Here is an 18,180-nt window from a genome sequence, read left to right as displayed (position 1 = left end):
GTTCTTTGAGTTTCGGGACGGGAAACCGAGTGGGCGGCCGAGGCGTGACCGCGGAAGAACGGGGGAGCCCGGGCTCCAATGGCGAAGATATGCGCAGGGCCCGGTCGGCGGAGCCTGCTGGGCCGGGCCGCTTGAGGTCATGACACCCAACGGTCAGCAGCGCGTCCGGTGCCCCCGGCTGGCCGCTGTAGGCCATGTCCGCCACCTGCCATCGGTGATCGCTGGCACGGGGCCCGCTCTCAAGCCAGGCTTTGGCGAGTCGACCGGAACTGCCTTCCCCACGAAGGCGGGAGGCCTCCGGAACGACGCAACTCCCTCTCGATGACATCGAGTTCCCGTCCGTGCTGCGTCGAAACGCCCGAAAACTGCGAGGTTGAAATGAGTCTTTTTATCAAGAAGGCCTTCGGAGTGACGCTCCTCTCCGTGCTTTTCAGTCTTCCGGTGATTTCCGCCGCGCAGGCGACCGAGGCCGGTTCCACGACCGGTCACGAAGTGTCCGTTCAGGACACCACGCCGTCGGCGCCCGACAACTGGGCGTGGGACTGAGCCTGTTGACTCCACTCGGGTGCATTCCCCGCAATCGGTCGACGTGCTGTTCATCGAGAAAGGACCCCAGCTTGAGAGTGAGGCGTGATGTCGAATTTCCTCGACGGCCCGAACGGGCATTTCTTCGTGATGGTGAACGCCGGGCCGGTATTCGGTCTGGCCCGAGTTCGCTCAGGTGCCGGCCGGCGTCCTGCGTCGAGTTCGTCAACGCGCACCGGACGGCAGGCGAACGCTGAGCCTGGTCGCCCGCACGGCGCGGACCGCATCGGCCGCGAAGGCATCCGCCCGATGAGCGCCACCGGCCCCGCGCGGCAGGCCGTCTCGCAGGCACGTCTCGATGCCATGTCCCCCACGGAGCGTGCGCTTCTCGCCGAGCGCCTCGCCGGTACGTCCTACGGCGACATCGACTGGCCCGCCTTCCCCCACCCCACGGTCGTCGGCAGCGCCGTACCGGACGATGCGGCGAACCTGCCCAGGACGCCTTCCTCGCACTCGGCGGGCATTCGCTGCCGGCGGCACAGGCCGTCGCCCGGCTGCCGTACTTCGGCGTCGTCCGCCAACCGCCGGTGCAAGGAGGGCTGGGCCGCGCGCGGTTCCGGCTGAGCGCCGTCGACCCGTTGGTCGCACTGCTCGACCGGATGCCCGAAGAGGGCTCCGTCCCGGCCCGCGGTCACGCCCCGATCCGGGTGGCCCCGGACACGCCCACCGTGCTGGACGCGGTCGGCGTGCCGGCACCGTCGGAGGTGCCGGCCGGCGTCCGGCACGGACATCGATCGGTTTCGGAGAAGCTCCGAATTCACCGCTCCGGCCGGTTCCATTCATCCACCACGGTCAATACCTCCTTCAGCGTTGCGACCATCGCGTCCGGGACCGCGTCCCGCGCGACCAGTTCGTTTTCCGGAATGCTGCTGTGCGGCACCAGAATGGTTCGCATTCCGGCCTGCTGAGCCCCGTACACGTCCTCGAAGGCCCGGTCCCCGACGAATGCGCAGGACCGCGCCGACACCGCGCCCAGCTTCGCCATCACCGCCGCGAAGATGTCCGGGTGCGGCTTGGTCCACGCCACCTCGCTGGAATAGACGGTGGCGTCGACATGGCCGAGCACCCCGTCCCGCTCGAAGATCTCGTCGTGCCAGTCGGCGGGCCACAGGGTGTTGGAGAGCACGCCGATGCCCAGGCCCCGCTCGCGCAGTCCCTCCAACATCTCCGGGGCCTGCGGGTCGATCAGGGTGTGCGCCTCCCAGGCCTGCCGGTAGGCCGACAGGGCCCGTGGTGTGGGCGTCACCCCGGCGTGCTCGAAGACCTCGTCGAGCCGGGCCGAGCACTGCGTCTCGCGACAGCGCGCCATCAGCTCCCCCTCGGCCCGCAACAGCCTCTCGCCCACCTCGGTGGCCTCCCGCGCGCCGACCCCGTCCAGGGAGACCGCGGTCTCCCGCCAGATGCCTGGCAGGTCCACCGTGTGCCAGGGGGTGAGGGTGCCCGCCCAGTCGAAGATCACGTACTGGACGGTCATGCCGCCTCCTTCACGCTCGTGTTCCCGTACGCCGACTGCCGCACGGCGATCTGCAACAGCACCAGGCCCGCCACGCACACCCCCAGCAGACAGGGGCCCACGGCCCACCAGCCGTCGACCGCCGTCACCGCGAGCCCGACCAGGGGCGGTGTGGCCAGTGCTCCGATACTTCCCAGCTGGGCCACCAGGCCGTTGGCGGCCCCGAGGTCGGAGGTGGCGCGTACGGCCAGCGGCACCGCCGCGAACACGGTGGCCACCACCAGTTCGTTGGCGAGCGCGATGATCAGCGCGCTGCCCACCGACAGCCCGAGTCCCCCCGCCCCGGCGAAGGCGGCGAACGCCCCGGCCGGCATCAACAGAGCGACCAGGAACAGGTACGTCACCCGGACGCCCCGTACCAGCAGCCAGCTCGCCAGGAAGCCGCCGGCCACCCCGGCCAGCGACACCACCCCGGTGAGGGTGCCGGCCGACTCGGTGGAGAGGCCGAACTCCTCGTGCAGATAGGTGGGGTAGAGGGTGACGAAGGCGACGATCGACCCGCTGACGGTCGCGAATCCGGCGCCCAGCGAGACGGGACGCGCGAGCCGCCGTACCCGCGCCGCCCGGTCCTGGCTCCCCGGCCCCGTCGCGTCTGTGCGCGCCGCAACCGGTACCGCCGGCAGCCGGGTGGCACCCGCCGCGACCACGAGCGTCGCCGCCGCGGCCACCGTCAGCCACCCGCGCCAGTCGAGCCATGCGGACAGCACCCCGCCCGCGAAGGAGCCGAGCGCCAGGCCCACCGGCATGAACGTCCCCCAGATCGCCAGCGCCCCGGTCAGCCGCTTGCCGTCACCCAGCGCGAACAGCAGCACGGGCGCGACGATCACCACGACGACGTACCCCACGCTCTCCGCCAGCCTGCCGCCCAGCATCGCGGCGAAGCTGTCGGCCCGGGCGCACAGCAGTCCGGCGAGACCCATCACCACCAGCCCCGCGACCAGCATGCGGTGCGGTGGCAGCGGCCGGAGCAGATAGCTGACGAACAGGCCGAGGACGGCGGCGACCGCGGTCACCAGCGAGGTGAGCAGCGCGACTTGGGCCAGGGAAAGAGAGAGATCCGCGCGCAGCGCCACAGATATCGGCGTCATTTTCCCCATACTTGTGGCGGCGAAGACACCGGCCAGATAAATTAGGCAGAACTTCCACCGGAACGCGCGCGTCTCGCGCCTTTCGAGTTCTTCCGAGGTCGATTGCATTCCCCCGCCCCGCTTGGCGACGTCGATCTCCTCTGCCATCAATCCCTTTCCTCTCTCTTCGATATCCGGGGGTCATTCTGTGGGGTGCGACGTGCTCGTGCTGGGTTCGCTCGTGGTGGACCGCAAGTACTTCGCCGCCGGCACCCTGGGCGGGGTCGAACTCTGGGGCGTGCAGCGGCACTACGGCGGCGTCGGCCGTAACCTCGGGGTCAACGCGGCCCGGCTCGGCGCCCGCGCGGTCTTCGCCGGGCTGTCCGGGTTCGGGCAGGACGCCGCGGACATCGAAGCGGACCTCACCGGCCTGGGCGTAGGGCTCCATGTGTTGCGCACCGCCGACGGGACGGGCCGCTGGGACGTCCTGCTCGACGCGGAAGGACGGCAGATCACCTCCCGGATAACGCTGCCCGACCCGGCCGCGGCCAAGTCCCTCGCCGGAGCCTCCCTCGCCCGGGCCGTCGCGGTGGCGAAGGCCGTGGTCGCCGAGGGTGGGCTCGACGAGGACCTGCTCACCTGGGTGTCGCGGGAGGCCAGGAAGAACGGCACACCGATGTGCTGTCTGCCCACCCGGCAACGGGACTTCGGCCCGCGCGCCCATCTGCTGCCGCTGTACGACGTGCTGCTGCTCAACGTCCGCGAGGCCGAGGCACTCACCGGACGGCGGGCCACCCCGGCCGAGCAGGCGCTCCGGCTGCTCGGGCTCGGGCCCCGCGTGGTCGTGGTGACCGCGGGTGCGGCCGGCGCCACCGTCGTCTCCGCCGAGCAGCCGGTGCCGCTGACCCTGCCCGCCGAGGCCGGGCCGTGCGCCGACGACACCGGGGCCGGCGACGCCCTGGCGTCCGCGTTCGTCGTCCACCTCGTGAGGGGCGCGAGCCCCGGGGAGGCATTGGCTCTGGGGCTGCGTGCGGCGCGGCTCACGATCGGCTGCCGGCAGAGCACCTGCCGGGCCCTGGCTGCGGATCCGGCGCTCACGGAGCACCGCACCGGGCGGTGGACGCCACCCGGTGCGCGTGCATCGTGACACCGTCCGCGGCCAGCGCCCGGGCGATGGTCTCCTCGTCGTAGGAGGCGAGTCCGGCATCGGTGAGGATCTGCAGATCCGTGGAGTGCATGTCGATCTCGCCGATCCGGGCCTGCCGGATCGCGCCGACGTTGTCCCCGGCGAATCCGGGCGGCGGCGCGTACTCGCCGTCGGCCAGGAAGGCGAACATCAGCAGGTGGTAGCCCCCCTGCTCCCAGGTGCCGGTGAACTCGTAGACGGCGAACAGCGAACAGGAGCGCACGGCGATACCGGTCTCCTCACGCGCCTCCCGCAGCGCCGCGGCCTCGGCCGGCTCGCCCGGCTCGATGCCGCCCCCGGGCAGCAGCCAGTTGTTCGCGTACGGCCCCTTGAGCTGGCGGATGAAGGTCACGGTGCCGCCCGGCCCGGGGATCACCAACAGGGCCGCGGGCAGCGCTCGCGCGAATCGATCCATCGTCGTGCAGTCCTCACTCGGTGCGGTGTCGGTGCCCGGTTCAGTACTCGGTCGGCCAGCCGTCCGGTGGGATCACCAGGGCCAGTCCGATCCGTTCCCCCTCCACCCGGCCCTTGCGGTAGTAGGGCTCGGTCCGGGTGGTGAAGCCGTAAGTGGCCAGTGCCTGACCCGGGTTGGCGAGGTCGGGGCCGCAGATGACCACCTTGGAGCGTACGTCGAAGGCCATCGCCTCGCGCACCAGTTCCTGGCTCGGCGCGTCCGTTTCGATGTACGCCACGAATTCGCCCCGCGCCCTGACCGAGTAGTGCACGGACCTGATCGGATACCCGAGGCCCTGCAGATGGGCGTACATCAGGTACTCGTTCTGGAAGCTCATCAGGGTCAGCCCCGACCGGGCTCCTGCCACGATCGTCGGCCACGGCGCGCCCGGCGTGGCGGACACTCCGGTGACGGTGAGCACGTTGCTGCGCCGCGCTTCGGCGTAGTAGCCCTTGAACTCGCCGAACGGCCCCTCGACCTCGTCCCGCTCCTCGACGAACCCGGTGACGACATGGGTGGCGTCGTCCGGCACCGGCGGAAAACCGCCCACGCCCAGCGAGCGGCCGAGGAGCCGCGCCGCGATGTCGTAGTCGTCGCCCTCGGCCGGCAGCCGCGAGGCGGCCACCACGGTCACCGCCGGGTCGGCGCCGAGGAACAGCGAGATCGGCATGGGGCGGCCGGTCTCCAGCCAGGCGAGCAGATTGCGGTGCCCGTCGGTGCGCGGGTCCAGGAAGATCCGCGCCTTGTCGGGGCCGACCACCTGGGTGCGGTAGAAGCCCAGGTTGACGCCGCTGCCGTCGGGCCGCGTGGTCACGCCGACCCCGGCCGTGATGTACGGCCCCGCGTCGGCGGGCCGGTGCTGGAGGATCGGCAGATCGTCCAGCAGCCCGGGCAACTCCCGCCGCGTCACGGCAGGCCGCTCGGCGGTGCCGTGTGACGGGACGGGCCCGGCGAGCCGCCGGGACATCTCCGGAAGGTGCTTCTCCTCCGTCGTGCCCAACGCGGCCAGGAGCACCTCCCTCGGATACGGGTGGCACAGCACCCGGGTACCCGGCCGCTCGGCGATGTCCGTGAACACCACCGTCGGCCGGGCCCCGTGCTCCTTCTCGATCCCGGCGAGTGTCTGCGCCGCCTCGACGCGGCTGCTGATCCGCCGGTCGTACGTGTACAGGTCGACGGCGTCGTAGCAGCCGGGCAACCCGAGCGTGCCCGCGTCCGCGGACCGGGTCAGTCCGCTGCCCGGGAAGCCGCCGCCCGGTCCGCGGCGCCTCACCGGCGCACCCGTGCCCCGGCCGGGAACGGACGGCAGTCGTCCGTGGTCTCCCGGGCCGTCTCCCAGGGGAAGACGATCCAGTCGTCGATGACCGCGGGGCAGTGATCCGGCTCGTAGCCGCTGCGGTGGTTGCGTACGACCGCGGCGAACCGCACGTCCTGCCGGGCGACCCCGGCGTCGGCCAGGAACTCCAGGACCGTGTCGGCGGTCGTGCCCGTACCCACGATGTCGTCGACGACCAGCACCTTGTCGCCGGCGCCCAGTCCGACGGGTAGCGGGCCGTCGATGACCGGGCGCTGCTTGGCGGCGTACCGGCTGTCGTCGGCCGTGCGGCGCACCCGCACGGTGTGCATCACCGGCACGTCCAGCGCGCAGGTCAGATATCCGCCCGCGGCGAGCCCGCCGCGGGCCACGGCGAGCACGGCGTCCGGCACGAAGCCCGCGGCCCGTACCTCTTCGGCGATGTCCTCCAGCAGTTGCCCGAAGGTCGCCATGTCGAGGAGGTAGGGACCCTGCCGGGTCCACATGCCGGGCTGCTCGCCCGCCACGGCGTCCTGCGCGGTGGTCTGCGTCCCGCTCATCCCGCCACCGCCTTCGCGGCGTGGTCGGTGTCGATCTGCACCGACCGCTCACGGGCGTGCGGAACGTTCTCCGCGCGGCCGGCGGCCGTCACCCGGACGAACTCGGCCTGCGCGCGGAAGGCGCCCAGGTCGCGGGCGCCCGAGTAGCTCATCGCGGACTGCACACCACCGACCAGCTGGCGCAGCGTCCGCGACAGCGGCCCGGAGGCGGGGAAGGTCGCCTCGACACCCTCCGGGACGTAGTCGTCCAGCTCCTCCTGGGTGACCGTGCCACCGGCCGCCCTGCGCAGGGTGAGCTCCATGCCGAGTGAGACGAAGCCGTTGCTGACCCGGTAGTGCCGGCCGTCCCGTTCCACCGGGGTGGCCGCGCTTTCGTCGGCGCCCGCGAGCGCCGAGCCCAGCATCACGGCGTGGGCCCCGGCCGCGAGCGCCTTGGCGATGTCACCGGCCTGCCGGATGCCGCCGTCGGCGATGATCGTCACGCCGGCCTCCGCCGCCGCGTCGGCACAGTCCATGACGGCGGTGAGCTGCGGCACGCCGGTGCCCGCGACCAGCCGCGTGGTGCACACACCGCCCGGCCCGATCCCCACCTTCACCGACTGGGCGCCGGCCGCCGCCAGGTCCCGTACGCCCTCCGCCGTGGCCACGTTGCCCGCGATGAGCGGCGTGCCGGGGTAGGTGGAGCGCAGTTCCTTGACGGTGTCGATGACCTGGTCGCTGTGCCCGTGCGCGACATCCACCAGCAGGACGTCCGCGCCGTGCGCGACCAGTTGGGCCGCGCGCTCGCGCCAGTCGCCGGTGACGCCCACGGCCGCACCGGCCAGCAGCCGCCCCGCGGCGTCGAGCGTGGGACTCTCGCCCTGCTCACCGTCGACCCGTACGGCCTTGACCGCGTCCAGCTGGGCGACCTGCTGCTCGACGGTCTGCATCCGGTGCAGGATGCCGAGGCCGCCCCGCTGTGCCATCGCCGCCGCCATCCGGTCGCCGGTGCACCACTGGGTGTTGGCCGAGACGACCGGCACCCTCAGGGTCAGCCCGGGCAGCAGCTCGCTGCTGGTGTCGGCCTGCCGCCTGCTGGTCAGCGAGGTGCGCCGGGGTACGAACAGGACGTCGTCGAAGCTCAGTCCGGTCCGCCTGGGTTCGGAGATCCGCATGCCGTGTCCTCTCCTCAGCAGTTGCGGTCGTTGGTGAGTGCGATGAGCTCGCTGCGCAGCGCCGCGTCCTTGAACGCGCCCCGCCACACGGCGGTGGTCATGGTGGCGGGCGTCCGGATGCCGCGCATCCCCATGCACAGGTGCTCGCCACGTCCGACGACCGCCACGTCGGGGGAGCCGGTGAGCCGCTCGACGTCGTCGCAGATCTGCTGCGACAGCTGTTCCTGCGACTGCAGCTTGTGCGCGTGCTGGTGCGCGATCCGGGCGAACTTGCTGAGGCCCAGCATCTTCTGCCGCGGCAGATAGCCGATGGTGAACCGGCAGGAGAACGGCAGCAGGTGGTGCTCGCACAGCGACCACACGCTGATGCCGGAGACGGCGACCAGGCTGCCGCTGGCCGTGGTCTCGAAGAGGGTGTCCACGGTCCCGGGGTCGTACCCGGTGAACTCGCGCCACCAGCGTGCGTAACGGGCCGGCGTCTCCTGGAGCCCCTCACGGTCGGGATCCTCGCCGATCGCCACCAGCAGTTGGCGGGCGATCGACTCCAACGGGTCCTTGTCCTCCCCTTCCAACAGCGCCAGATCCTCGGTCAACACTTCGATGCTGCTGCTCACTCAGACACCCCGCTTGCTTCCCCACACGTTGACATGCAGTCGTCCGGACAGATTCCACTTACGTGCCGTCACTTCATCGGCGAGCGTGCGCATTCCCGCGTCGATCTCCTCGGGGGACTGACCCCTGGGCATGACCCACACGTTCTTGAGATCGAACCGGCGCACCAGTTCGTCGACCTCCGCCAGATCGGCGGTGTCACCGCAGACGAACTTGAAGGAGACCTCCGGCAGTCGGGCGAACCGCCGCAGAGCCTGCGCGACGATGCGCCGCTCCTCGGCGACCCCCGAGTGCGCGAGCTTCGGAGACACGTTGAACCGGGCCCCGGTCGCCACCAGCGCGTCGCTCGGCTCCACGGTGCCGTTGGTCTCGAACTCGACCGCCACCCGGTGTTCCCGGAGGGCCCGGATCACGGGCAGTACCCGGTCCTGCTGGCTGAGCGGTTCACCGCCCGAGACGACGATCAGGTCGACACCGAAGCCGAGCAGCCGCTCGGTGACCTCGGTGACGGTCAGCGCGTGCAGCTCGTCCGCCGCACGGTAGGCGATGCCGCTGTCCGACTCGCCCTTCCAGTCCCACGTGTACGGTGTGTCGCACCAGCGGCAGGTCAGGTTGCAACCGCCGAGACGCAGAAACGCACACGACCTTCCGGTGGAAGGTCCTTCGCCCTGTACGGCGCTAGGTGGGTCCGAACATCTCGTTCACCACGAGCTTCGGAACCGCCATCTTCACCACCCCCTTGAGCCCGACCGGGCTCGTCGATCCGGAACGGTGTCCGGGTAGTAGTGCGGGAACTCGTGCGGGAACTCGTCCGGTGATCCGGTCGGGTACGCGGTCAGTCGGTGGGACCGGCGGGCCGGTACGTCGCCCAGGTCCTGGGCGTTTCGGAGACCCGCACGGCGGTCAGCTCCGGGAAGTCCGCAGACCACGTCCGGTAGATCCACATGGCAAGGTGCTCGGCCGTCGGATTCACCTCGGGCAGCAGGTCGTTGAGATGACGGTGATCGACGGTGTCGTCGATCCACTTCTTGACGACGCCCAGTTCGCCGTAGTCGCGCACGAAGCCGACGTCGGCCAACAGGTCGGCGTGCCCGCTCAGTTCGAGCATCACGACGTAGTTGTGGCCGTGCAGCCGGCCGCACTGGTGGTCCGGTGGAAGGCCGGACAGTTGATGGCTCGCGGAGAAGTGGAACTCCTTGGTGATGGACAGCAAGGTCCGGGTCCTCTCTTCCATGGTGCTCGGATGGTGTCGAGTACCTGCACAGATCCTGGAGGCTGCGAAGGTTCGGTGTCATGACGTGTCGGTGGCAGGTGACTGCCATGACCGCCAGTGGCCAGACGCGGAGCGCCCTCAGGCGGTCCGTCGGCCGGGCCGCGGGATCCGCCGTGGCCGCGGAGGCCGACTCGGCCAGGGCCCGGCCGCATGCTGCGGGGCGGGGCTCATCGGGCCGCCTTCGGGGTGCGGGCCGGGCGGGTGGCGGCCAGTTCGGTGAGCGCCTTGCGGTCGAGCTTGCCCGAGCCTGTGAGCGGCAGGGCGTCCACGACCTGGTAGCGGTCGGGGACCATGTAGCGCGGCAGGACGGTCTGGGCGTACCCGCGCAGTTCGGCGGCGGGCTTGGCGGGCGCGTTCTCGGCGACGACGACGCAGGCGACGAAGAAGGTGGCCCCGGCCGCGGTGGTGATCACCGTGACGGCGGCGTCCTTGACGAGGTCGTGGCCGCGCAGCGCCGCCTCCACCTCGCCGAGTTCGATGCGGTAGCCGCGCAGCTTGATCTGCTGGTCGTTGCGGCCGAGGTACTCGAAGGAGCCGTCGGGCAGACGGCGGGCGAGGTCGCCGGTGCGGTAGTAGCGGTCGGGTCCGTCGGGTCCGTCGAGGGTGACGAAGCGCTCGGCGGTGAGATCGGGGCGGCCGAGGTAGCCGTCGGCGACGCCCGGGCCGGCGATGAGCAGTTCGCCGCTCTCACCGTCGGGCAGGGGCCGAAGGTCGGCGTCGCGGATCTCCAGGCGCAGATGCGGCAGTCCGGCGCCGATCGGCGAGCGCACCGGACCGTCGAAGTCGGCGTCGGACAGGGCGCGGTGGGTGGCGTAGACGGTGGTCTCGGTGGGGCCGTACATGTTGACGGCCGTGGGCGCGCTGCCCGGGTAGGCCTTCAGGAAGGCGGCGACCACGTCGAGGTCGATGGCCTCGCCTGCGAACACCAGGTAGCGCAAGGAGAGTTCGGGGCGGCCGGCCTCCTCGTACGCCATGGCGAGGGAGCGGAAGACGGACGGCACCTGGCCGAGGACGCTGACCCGTTCGGCGCCGAGCAGCGCGAGGAAGTCGGCCGGGGACTGGGCGATGCGCAGGGGGACGGTCACGGCGGTGGCGCCGGTGGCCATGGAGGCCCAGAACTCCCAGACGGAGACGTCGAAGCTGAACGAGTGGAACAGCGCCCACCGGTCGTCCGCGGTCACGTCGAACAGCGGCAGCGCGGCCCGCAGCAGGGCGAGGACCTGGCGGTGGCCGACGACGCAGCCCTTCGGGTTGCCGGTGGAGCCGGAGGTGTAGATGACGTAGGCGGGCTCGTCGCCGGTCGACTCGTGGGCGGGTATGGGGAGTTCGGCTTCCCCGTCGCCGTGCGGCGACAGGACGGCGACCGTGTCGAGGCCGCGCTCGACCGCCTGCTCGCGGTCGCCCACGACGGTGGTGACCCCGGCGTCGGCGATCATGTACCGAAGCCGTTCGCCCGGGTAGGACGGGTCCAGCGGCACATAGGCGGCGCCCGCCTTCATGACGCCGAGGATGCCCACGGGGATGTCGGCCGAGCGCTCCAGGAGCAGGCCGACCAGGTCGCCGGGGCGGACGCCGGTGTGGGCGAGGCGGGCGGCGAGCCGGTCGGAGGCGCGGTCGAGTTCGGCGTAGGTGAGGGTGCGGCCGTCGTCGATCACCGCGATCGTGTCGGGCTGTTCGGCGGCCACCAGCCGGAAGAGGCCGGGCAGCGAGCGCACGGCGTCGAGCCGGGCCATGGCGGGGGTCGTGGTCATGTGGGGTGTCGTTCCCTTCGGGTCGGAACGTCGGGATGCCGGAACTGTTCGTACTTCTGCGAGCCCGTCGGGGCAGGGATCAGGCGGCGGTGCGGACGAGGTCCGCGAAGGTCTTCGCCAGGGCCTCCGCCGCGGTCGGATCCAGCGCGTCGGCGCGGGAGTTGACGACCAGGCGCAGTCCGCCGTCGGCCCGGGGCCAGACCTCGGTCTGGATCTCGGCGGGGATGCCCGGATAGGGCAGCCGGTGGAAGGCGGTGGTGAGGCCCGTCAGGGGTAGTTCGGCGGTGCTGTTGTCCTGGAGCGCGAACACCGTCTGGAAGAGCGGACTGCGGTTACTGCGGGGCGGGTTGACCAGACGGACGGCCTCGGTGAAGCCGATGTCCTGGCAGGCGAACGCCTCCCGCACCAGCCGCCCGGCCGCGACGGCACGCGCCGCGCCACCGCCACCACCGCCGTCGCCGAGGGCCGCGCCCCGCAGCCGTACGCACACCATCCCGATGTGGCAGCCGACGGCGGTCTCCAGCAGCGGGTCCACACGCTGTGCGACGGGCACGCCGACGCCGAAGTCGTCCTGCCCGGTCAGATCGGCGAGCGCCCGACCGTACAGCGAGAGCAGCACCGCGAACCGGGTGAGCCCGGCGTCCGACGCGATCCTGTCGACGCCGGCGGCCTCGGTGGCCGTCAACGCGACCTCGGTACGCAGGACTTCGGGTCCGGCGGGGGTCCGGGGCACGGGCAGCCGCAGCTCCGGGACGCCGGTGAGCGCGGCCGTCAGCCGCTCCCGCTGCGCGGCCAGGTCGGCGGCCCGCTCGTGGCGGGTGCGCACCGCCCACACCTGCGCGGCCGTCGGGGCCGGCGTCCAGGCGGGGACGGACCGGTCCAGGCGGGCGTTGTACGCGGTGGCCAGGTCGGCGGCGAGCACGGACTCGGACCAGCCGTCGAAGGCGATGTGGTGCACGGCGTACCCGAGGACGGTGGTCCGGGTGCCGGCGACCGGTCCGAGCACCGCCTGCCAGACGACGGACTCCGCCGGGTCGAGGGGGGCCGCGAGTGCTTCCCGTACGGCGGTGAGGGCGGCCTCGGTCGAGGCCGCGGGCGGCAACTCGACCGGCTGCGGCGGCGGTTGGTCCGAGGGGACGGCGAAGGCGCGGGCCTTGTGGGTGCGGTACGCGGAGCGCAGCGCGTGGTGCCGGGCGTGCACGTCGGCCAGGGCGCCGGTGAGCGCCGTACGGTCCAGGTCGCCGTCGATCGTCCAGGCCGCGAGGCAGTGGCCGGCGCGGTCGTCCGGCTCCAGCAGATGGCGGATCAGGAACCCCGACTGCACGGACGTGAGCGGCACCTCGTCCGGTGCCTGCTCGGCGGTCGGCGCGTCTTCCTCACCGGCCGGTTCTGCCAGCCGGGCGCCGAGGGCGGCGGCCGTGGGGTGTTCGAAGAGCACGGCCAGCGGTACGGGGCGGCCGAGCCGCGCGCTCAGCCGGGCGCACACCCGTCCGGCGCCCAGCGAGGTGCCGCCGAGCGCGGTGAACTCGGCGTCGACGGGCACGGAGGTCCGGCCGAGGACGTCGGCGAAGACGGCGGTGACGAGGTCGAGGTGCGGGTCGCCGCTCGTCGGCGGGGACGACGGTTCCACCGCCGGAGCGGATGCGGTGAGGGCGGACGCGGTCGGGGTGGTCTCCTCGCCCGGCAACAGGTCCAGCAGGGCGCGTTCGTCGAGTTTGGCGTTGGCGGTCAGCGGCAGGTCGTCGACGCTCAGCAGATGTTCGGGGCGGTGGTAGGAGACCAGGGCCGCGCGTACGGTCTCCAGCGCCCCGTCGAGCGGGTCGCCCGGCCGCGCCGGGAGGCAGAAGGCGGCCAGGCCGCGGCAGGCGCCCGCCTCGTCGCGCAGGGCGAGTACGGTGGCGCGCCGCACGGCGGGCAGCAGGGCCTCGATCTGCCGCTCCACCTCGGCCGGTTCGACCCGGTGCCCGCGGATCTTGACCTGCCGGTCGGCGCGGCCGAGGTAGCGCAGCAGACCGTCCTCGTCCCAGGCGGCCAGGTCGCCGGTGCGGTAGACGCGCACGGGGGCGCCCTCGATGGTGACCTCGGTGAACTTCTCTGCGGTCAGCTCGGGGCGGCCGAGGTAGCGCAGCGCGAGTCCGTGGCCGGCGATGCACAGTTCGCCGGTCTCGCCGACGGCGCAGACGCGGTCGCCGTCGAGGATGTGCACCTGGGTGTCGGGAACGGGCCGGCCGATCGGGATCCCGCCCGGCCGCCCGCAGTCCTCGGGCCGGATGCGGTGCGTGGTCGCGAAGACGGTGCTCTCCACCGGGCCGTAGCCGTTGATCAGGGCGATGCCGGGGTGACGGTCGAGGAAGCGGCGGACGTGCGGTACGGAGAGGCGCTCGCCGCCGGTCATGACCTGGCGTATCCCCGTGAACGCGTCCGGGTCCTCGTCGACGATCATGTTGAAGAGGCTCGCGGTCAGCCAGACCGTGTCGACGCCGTGCCGCGCCACACCGGCGCGCAGGGCGCCGGGGGAGAGGTAGGGCTCCGGTACGACGACGGAGGTGCCGCCGTTGAGGAGCACCGACCACAGCTCCAGCGAGTAGCCGTCCCACGGCACCGGAGCGGCCTGTGGCACCGCCGTGTCCGCGGTGAACCGGGCGAAGCCGTCGGGGCGGAACAGCCGTACGGTCGCCCGGTGCGGGGTGAGGACGCCCTTGGGTCGGCCGGTGGTGCCGGAGGTGAAGAACACGCAGCAGGGATCGTCGCCGGTGACGGCGACGGCCCGGAACCCGGCACCGGCGGCCTCTCCGTCGACAGCGGTGAGCCCACCCTCCGGAGGCGTCCAGCGCATGACCGCCTCACCCGGGACGGCGCCCCCGTCCACCGTGTCCACCAGCACCCGCGCGTCGGTCTGTTCGAGCACGTCCTGCACGCGGGCGGCCGGCCAGGCGCCGTCGACCAGGGCATAGGCGGCACCGAGCTTGAGCACGGCGAGCACGGTGGCGACCAGCTCCGCGCCGCGCGGCAGCCGTACCGGCACGAGGTCGCCGCGGCGTACCCCGAGGGCGGCGAGCCGGACGGCGTACGCGGTGGAGGCCCGGTCCAGAAGGCCGTAGGTGATGCTCCGCCCGCCCTCGACGAGACACACCGCGTCGGGGGTGGCGGCAGCGATCGCGGCCACGATGCCGTGTACGGACTCACCCCGCGGATAGGGGTGGGCGGTGCGGTTCCAGCGCGGGTCGGGTTGCATACGTCCTCACACTCGGGGGTCGGGGCGGCCGGGTGGGGCCGAGGCTCAGTGGCTCGGCGCCGGTACGGGGTCCTGGTCCTTGGCGGGCCCGCGGGTCCTCTCCGCCGCCCGGGTCAGCGGCGGGCAGGCCAGGCCCGCCACCAGCAGGAGCGCGGCCAGGACGGCCCAGCCGAGGCGGCCCTGATGTACGGCCAGGGCCGTGACCAGGTACGGGCCCGCCGTCTGCTGGAAGCCGCGGCCCAGGGCGAACACGCCCTGGTACTCGCCCTGCCGGCCCGGTGGCGGCAGGTGCAGGGAGAGTCCCCAGGAGCCGGCCGCCTGGCTGAGTTCACCGAGAACCAGCACCGTGGTGCCGATCAGCAGCAGCGGTACGGCGACCCACGCGTCGGCGTCCTGCGTCAGCGCGAAGAGCAGGCAGCAGACCGCGAGCAGGACTCCGGAGCGGCGCAGCAGCCGGGCGGCTCCGGGAGCCGTCTCCGCCCCGCGGCTCGCGGCGACCTGGAACGCGATGACCAGAACCGTGTCCACCATCAGCAGCACGGAGTTGACCGCTCCCGGGGCATGCGTACGGCTGATGATCCACAGCGGCAGCGCCACCGTGAGGATCGGCTGGTACAGCTCCAGTACGCCGCACAGCAGCGACAGGGCCACGAAGCGGACGTCCCGCAGCCCGGACCGTGGCCGCTTCGGCCCGTCGAGTGCCTTGACGGCTTCCTCGTCCTCGGCGGTCCCGTCTCCGGAGGTCTCCCCCTCGGAATCCGCGGTTTCCTTCGCGGCGGCGGCGCCGCCCCGCCCCGGCAGTCTCGCCGTCAGCACGGCGCAGCACGCGTGGGCGGCCGCCGTCAGGAGGATCACCGTGAGGAACGCGGACCGTCCGCCCGCCGCGAGCGCGCCGCCCGCCACCGCCGCGCCCAGCAGAAAGCCGAGGTTGAACAGCGATCGCATCTGGGCGCTGACCTTCACCCGGGCGTCGGTTTCGAACACCTCGTGGGTGAGGGTCATGCGCAGCGGATGGGAGGCGGTTTCGCACACCGAGATCGCGCAGGCCAGCGCGACGAACCCGGCGAAGCCGCCGACCGCGCTGTATCCGGTGAACAGCACGGCCAGCGTCGCGTAGACGGCGAGCAGCGGACGCCGCGCGCCGAGCCGGTCGGCGAGCTTGCCGATCGGGACCGTGAACAGCAGGCCGGCCAGACCCGCGATGGAGAGCCCGAGCCCCACCTGCCCGGCGGTCAGACCGACGGACGTACGGAAGAAGATGGCGCTGGAGCTGAGGAAGAGGCCGAAGCCGACCGACTGCACCACGGTCAGCACCGCGAGCCCACGGGCCGGTCCGGGCGCCGGCACCATGTCGGCGGCCCAACTGCGGACCGCCGTGGCGGCTCTGTTGCCTGCCACTGTCAATTCACCTCGGGATACGGGAGTTGGGTGTACGAGAGCGGTCTCAGCCCGCGTACGACGCGAGCTTCTTGGCAAGGACCTGGGCGAAGGCGGCGTCGCGCAGCAGCGGCAGCGTGCCCGCCGACTCGAAGGTGTGGGTCTCGGTGGTGGCGGCCACCCGGCCCCAGTCGGCCTCGGGGCGGTCGGCGTGCTCGGCCAGCTGGAAGACGGTGACCTCACCGCCGTAGGGACGGGGTTCGTAGTGCTCCTGGGCGAAGATGCCGGCCGCCCACACCGCCTGCCGCCAGTGCAGGTCGGCCGGGTCGACGTTCTCGTCCAGCCAGGCGATCTCGACCATGCCGCGAGTCAGCCGCTCCTGGTCGGTGAGCAGGTCGGGCACCTCGAAGCGCTCGCGCAGCGAGGCGAGACGGAAGTCGTACAGCTCGCGAAGGCCCCAGGCGGCGTCGAGTTCGGTGCTGCCGGGCGGCATGGTGTTGACGACGGCGAGTACGGCGACCTGCTCGCCGCTCTCCTCCAGCTGCCGGGCGATCTCGTAGGCGATACGGCCGCCGGCGCACGGTCCGACGAACAGGTACGGGCCCTCGGGCTGGACCGCGCGGATGTCGCGCAGGTAGCGCGAGGCCATCTCCACCAGGGACAGCGCGGGCCGCTCCCGGCTCCACATGCCGACCATCTCCAGGCCGTACGCGGGCCGTTCACCGCGGAAGGAGTCGACCAGGTCCGCCAGGAAGCGCACGTTGCCGGTGCCCCAGTGGAAGCAGAAGACGGGCGTGCCGGTGCCCTCGGCTGCCAGCGGCACGAGCGTCGGCGACGGCTCGGTACCCAGCGGGCTCAGGCCGGTCTCCCAGACGGTGCTGAAGTCGGGGTCGGCGGGGCCGTCCGCCGGGGCGCCCGCTGCCGATGCGCTCAGGGCGTCGGCGAGGGCGGCCGGGGTCTTGTGGGTGTAGATGTCGTTGGCCGACATCTCCAGGCCGCGCTTGCGGGCCTCGGTGACGACGTTGACGATCAGCAGCGAGTAGCCGCCGAGGTCGAAGAAGTCGTCGTCCTCCTCGACGTCGGTGTCGAGGAGGTCCTCCCAGATCTCGCTGACGATCTGCACGATCTCTTCGCGGTCCAGCGCCATGGGGCGTCCCTTCGGAGCAGTGGGTGACGGGTCGGGTGGGGTCGGGGTTCAGGCGGGCACACCGGCGAACTCCGGGCGGCGGCTGGTGATCCCGGCGAGAATGCCGCCGAGTTCCAGGCGCTGCGGGGAGCCGGGCGGGGTGTAGGCGCTGGTGAGCAGGTCGATGACGGCGCGCGGCCGGAAGAGCTCGATGCCCTTGCGGTGCAGTTCGTCGAGGTCGGCGCGGGACAGGTGCGAGTAGTAGCCGACCTCGTCGGGGTCCTGCGGCCGGTCGGTCCAGTTGCCGTCGGCGGCGGCCGAGGCGATCGCGTCGAGCAGCAGCGCGGCGGCCTGTCCGCGCTGGGCGGCCATGTTCTCCAGCACCGAGACCCCGTAGTCGAGCGGCGCGCCGGACATCGCTATGACGCCGCCCGCGTCCCACTCCTCGTTCACCCGGTGCAGGGTGAATCCGGCCTCCCGCTCGCCGTGCAGCATGGACCGGGCGAAGGTCAGCACACCGCGGTAGCGAGGCAGGATGCCGGGGTGCAGGTTGGCGAAGAGCGCGGGAGCGCCGGGCTCGGGCCGGAAGTGGTCGATCAGCGGCGCGCGGAACTTCTGGTAGCAGCGCACGGAGAACGCGGCGCTCACGTTCTCGGCGGCCAGGAAGTCGATGAACGCGGGTGAGTTGACGTCCTCGACGACCCGGACGACCGCCCGCTCGCGGTACAGCTTGGCGATGCCGGCCGGGGGCAGCAGGGCGCCGTGCAAAGGGGCCGGGAGGCTGTCGAGGTAAGGGTGGACACAACTGTTGAGCAGGGTGCGCTCGTAGGTGAACAGTTCGCGCAGCTCGGGCTCGGCCTTGGGGTTGGGCCGCTGGTGGGTGTAGCAGACGTACGGGGTGTGGCCGGCTTGCAGGACGTCGTCGAGCACCTGCCCGACGATCAGATGGGACGTGAGGTCGTTGCCGACGAGGAACGCCACCCGCATGAGGGA

General features: G+C 72.1%; 17 protein-coding genes. 3 read left to right on the top strand and 14 right to left on the bottom strand.

Features of this window, described 5'->3' with window-relative positions; genetic code table 11:
• Positions 1 to 321 precede the first annotated feature (321 nt).
• Together OHN74_RS18480 and OHN74_RS18475 are read left to right on the top strand one after the other, a co-directional pair.
• A complete protein-coding gene (locus OHN74_RS18480) occupies positions 322 to 546 on the top strand; it encodes a hypothetical protein (protein ID WP_327695652.1) in 225 nt (74 codons plus the stop codon).
• A gap of 288 nt (positions 547 to 834) precedes the next feature.
• Positions 835 to 1,149 (top strand): hypothetical protein, encoded by a 315-nt coding sequence (locus OHN74_RS18475; protein ID WP_327695651.1) that lies wholly within the window; start codon positions 835 to 837, stop codon positions 1,147 to 1,149.
• 193 nt (positions 1,150 to 1,342) lie between these two features.
• Here OHN74_RS18475 and OHN74_RS18470 read toward each other — a convergent pair whose 3' ends face one another.
• Together OHN74_RS18470 and OHN74_RS18465 are read right to left on the bottom strand one after the other, a co-directional pair.
• Positions 1,343 to 2,059: an HAD family hydrolase gene (locus OHN74_RS18470; protein WP_327695650.1), complete on the bottom strand. Its 717-nt coding sequence runs from the start codon at positions 2,057 to 2,059 to the stop codon at positions 1,343 to 1,345.
• Complete coding sequence (locus tag OHN74_RS18465) at positions 2,056 to 3,294, bottom strand: MFS transporter (protein ID WP_327700176.1); 1,239 nt, start codon at positions 3,292 to 3,294, stop codon at positions 2,056 to 2,058. Before OHN74_RS18465 ends, OHN74_RS18470 begins: the two co-directional genes overlap by 4 nt.
• A 91-nt stretch (positions 3,295 to 3,385) precedes the next feature.
• On the opposite strand from OHN74_RS18465, the gene OHN74_RS18460 reads away from it, so the two are divergent.
• The gene (locus OHN74_RS18460; protein WP_327695649.1) at positions 3,386 to 4,312 is read left to right on the top strand and encodes a carbohydrate kinase family protein; all 927 of its coding nucleotides are present in this window, start codon (positions 3,386 to 3,388) and stop codon (positions 4,310 to 4,312) included.
• Here the strand turns inward: OHN74_RS18460 and OHN74_RS18455 are convergent.
• From OHN74_RS18455 to OHN74_RS18400, 12 genes are all read right to left on the bottom strand, one after another.
• Positions 4,260 to 4,766, bottom strand: a complete 507-nt coding sequence (locus tag OHN74_RS18455; RefSeq protein ID WP_327695648.1) for an NUDIX domain-containing protein — start codon at positions 4,764 to 4,766, stop codon at positions 4,260 to 4,262. The genes OHN74_RS18460 and OHN74_RS18455 overlap by 53 nt on opposite strands.
• Before the next feature lie 40 nt (positions 4,767 to 4,806).
• Complete coding sequence (locus OHN74_RS18450) at positions 4,807 to 6,078, bottom strand: UbiD family decarboxylase (protein WP_327695647.1); 1,272 nt, start codon at positions 6,076 to 6,078, stop codon at positions 4,807 to 4,809.
• Positions 6,075 to 6,659, bottom strand: a complete 585-nt coding sequence (locus tag OHN74_RS18445) for a phosphoribosyltransferase (RefSeq protein WP_327695646.1) — start codon at positions 6,657 to 6,659, stop codon at positions 6,075 to 6,077. Before OHN74_RS18445 ends, OHN74_RS18450 begins: the two co-directional genes overlap by 4 nt.
• On the bottom strand, positions 6,656 to 7,813 hold the full coding sequence (locus OHN74_RS18440) for an IMP dehydrogenase (RefSeq protein ID WP_327695645.1): 1,158 nt from the start codon (positions 7,811 to 7,813) through the stop codon (positions 6,656 to 6,658). The genes OHN74_RS18445 and OHN74_RS18440 overlap by 4 nt, the downstream gene beginning before the upstream one ends.
• A 14-nt stretch (positions 7,814 to 7,827) precedes the next feature.
• Positions 7,828 to 8,427, bottom strand: coding sequence for a GTP cyclohydrolase I (gene folE / locus OHN74_RS18435; protein ID WP_327695644.1), 600 nt, complete (start codon positions 8,425 to 8,427; stop codon positions 7,828 to 7,830).
• The gene (locus OHN74_RS18430) at positions 8,428 to 9,057 is read right to left on the bottom strand and encodes a 7-carboxy-7-deazaguanine synthase QueE (protein WP_443060561.1); all 630 of its coding nucleotides are present in this window, start codon (positions 9,055 to 9,057) and stop codon (positions 8,428 to 8,430) included. It abuts the gene before it with no gap.
• Positions 9,058 to 9,260: 203 nt separating this feature from the next.
• Positions 9,261 to 9,659, bottom strand: coding sequence for a 6-pyruvoyl trahydropterin synthase family protein (locus tag OHN74_RS18425; protein ID WP_327695643.1), 399 nt, complete (start codon positions 9,657 to 9,659; stop codon positions 9,261 to 9,263).
• 206 nt (positions 9,660 to 9,865) lie between these two features.
• Positions 9,866 to 11,449, bottom strand: coding sequence for an amino acid adenylation domain-containing protein (locus OHN74_RS18420; protein WP_327695642.1), 1,584 nt, complete (start codon positions 11,447 to 11,449; stop codon positions 9,866 to 9,868).
• Positions 11,450 to 11,528: 79 nt separating this feature from the next.
• On the bottom strand, positions 11,529 to 14,684 hold the full coding sequence (locus OHN74_RS18415; protein WP_327695641.1) for an amino acid adenylation domain-containing protein: 3,156 nt from the start codon (positions 14,682 to 14,684) through the stop codon (positions 11,529 to 11,531).
• A gap of 45 nt (positions 14,685 to 14,729) precedes the next feature.
• Complete coding sequence (locus OHN74_RS18410) at positions 14,730 to 16,082, bottom strand: MFS transporter (protein WP_327695640.1); 1,353 nt, start codon at positions 16,080 to 16,082, stop codon at positions 14,730 to 14,732.
• A gap of 46 nt (positions 16,083 to 16,128) precedes the next feature.
• Positions 16,129 to 17,208, bottom strand: a complete 1,080-nt coding sequence (locus OHN74_RS18405) for a thioesterase domain-containing protein (protein WP_327695639.1) — start codon at positions 17,206 to 17,208, stop codon at positions 16,129 to 16,131.
• A 48-nt stretch (positions 17,209 to 17,256) separates the two neighbouring features.
• On the bottom strand, positions 17,257 to 18,174 hold the full coding sequence (locus OHN74_RS18400) for a formyltransferase family protein (RefSeq protein ID WP_327695638.1): 918 nt from the start codon (positions 18,172 to 18,174) through the stop codon (positions 17,257 to 17,259).
• Between the last annotated feature and the right edge of the window lie 6 nt (positions 18,175 to 18,180).

The organism is Streptomyces sp. NBC_00459 (assembly GCF_036013955.1).
In the GTDB taxonomy this organism is placed as follows: domain Bacteria; phylum Actinomycetota; class Actinomycetes; order Streptomycetales; family Streptomycetaceae; genus Streptomyces.
This window is presented reverse-complemented; position numbering and strand designations above follow the sequence as displayed.

Excerpts from the sequence above, each read along its gene's own strand:
- OHN74_RS18470 (WP_327695650.1), bottom strand. The coding sequence starts at position 2,059 with ATGACCGTCCAGTACGTGATCTTCGACTGGGCGGGCACCCTCACCCCC.
- OHN74_RS18420 (WP_327695642.1), bottom strand. The coding sequence starts at position 11,449 with ATGACCACGACCCCCGCCATGGCCCGGCTCGACGCCGTGCGCTCGCTG.
- OHN74_RS18480 (WP_327695652.1), top strand. The coding sequence starts at position 322 with ATGACATCGAGTTCCCGTCCGTGCTGCGTCGAAACGCCCGAAAACTGC.
- OHN74_RS18455 (WP_327695648.1), bottom strand. The coding sequence starts at position 4,766 with ATGGATCGATTCGCGCGAGCGCTGCCCGCGGCCCTGTTGGTGATCCCC.
- OHN74_RS18400 (WP_327695638.1), bottom strand. The coding sequence starts at position 18,174 with ATGCGGGTGGCGTTCCTCGTCGGCAACGACCTCACGTCCCATCTGATC.
- OHN74_RS18425 (WP_327695643.1), bottom strand. The coding sequence starts at position 9,659 with ATGGAAGAGAGGACCCGGACCTTGCTGTCCATCACCAAGGAGTTCCAC.
- OHN74_RS18445 (WP_327695646.1), bottom strand. The coding sequence starts at position 6,659 with ATGAGCGGGACGCAGACCACCGCGCAGGACGCCGTGGCGGGCGAGCAG.
- OHN74_RS18415 (WP_327695641.1), bottom strand. The coding sequence starts at position 14,684 with ATGCAACCCGACCCGCGCTGGAACCGCACCGCCCACCCCTATCCGCGG.
- OHN74_RS18440 (WP_327695645.1), bottom strand. The coding sequence starts at position 7,813 with ATGCGGATCTCCGAACCCAGGCGGACCGGACTGAGCTTCGACGACGTC.
- OHN74_RS18475 (WP_327695651.1), top strand. The coding sequence starts at position 835 with ATGAGCGCCACCGGCCCCGCGCGGCAGGCCGTCTCGCAGGCACGTCTC.
- OHN74_RS18405 (WP_327695639.1), bottom strand. The coding sequence starts at position 17,208 with ATGGCGCTGGACCGCGAAGAGATCGTGCAGATCGTCAGCGAGATCTGG.
- OHN74_RS18465 (WP_327700176.1), bottom strand. The coding sequence starts at position 3,294 with ATGCAATCGACCTCGGAAGAACTCGAAAGGCGCGAGACGCGCGCGTTC.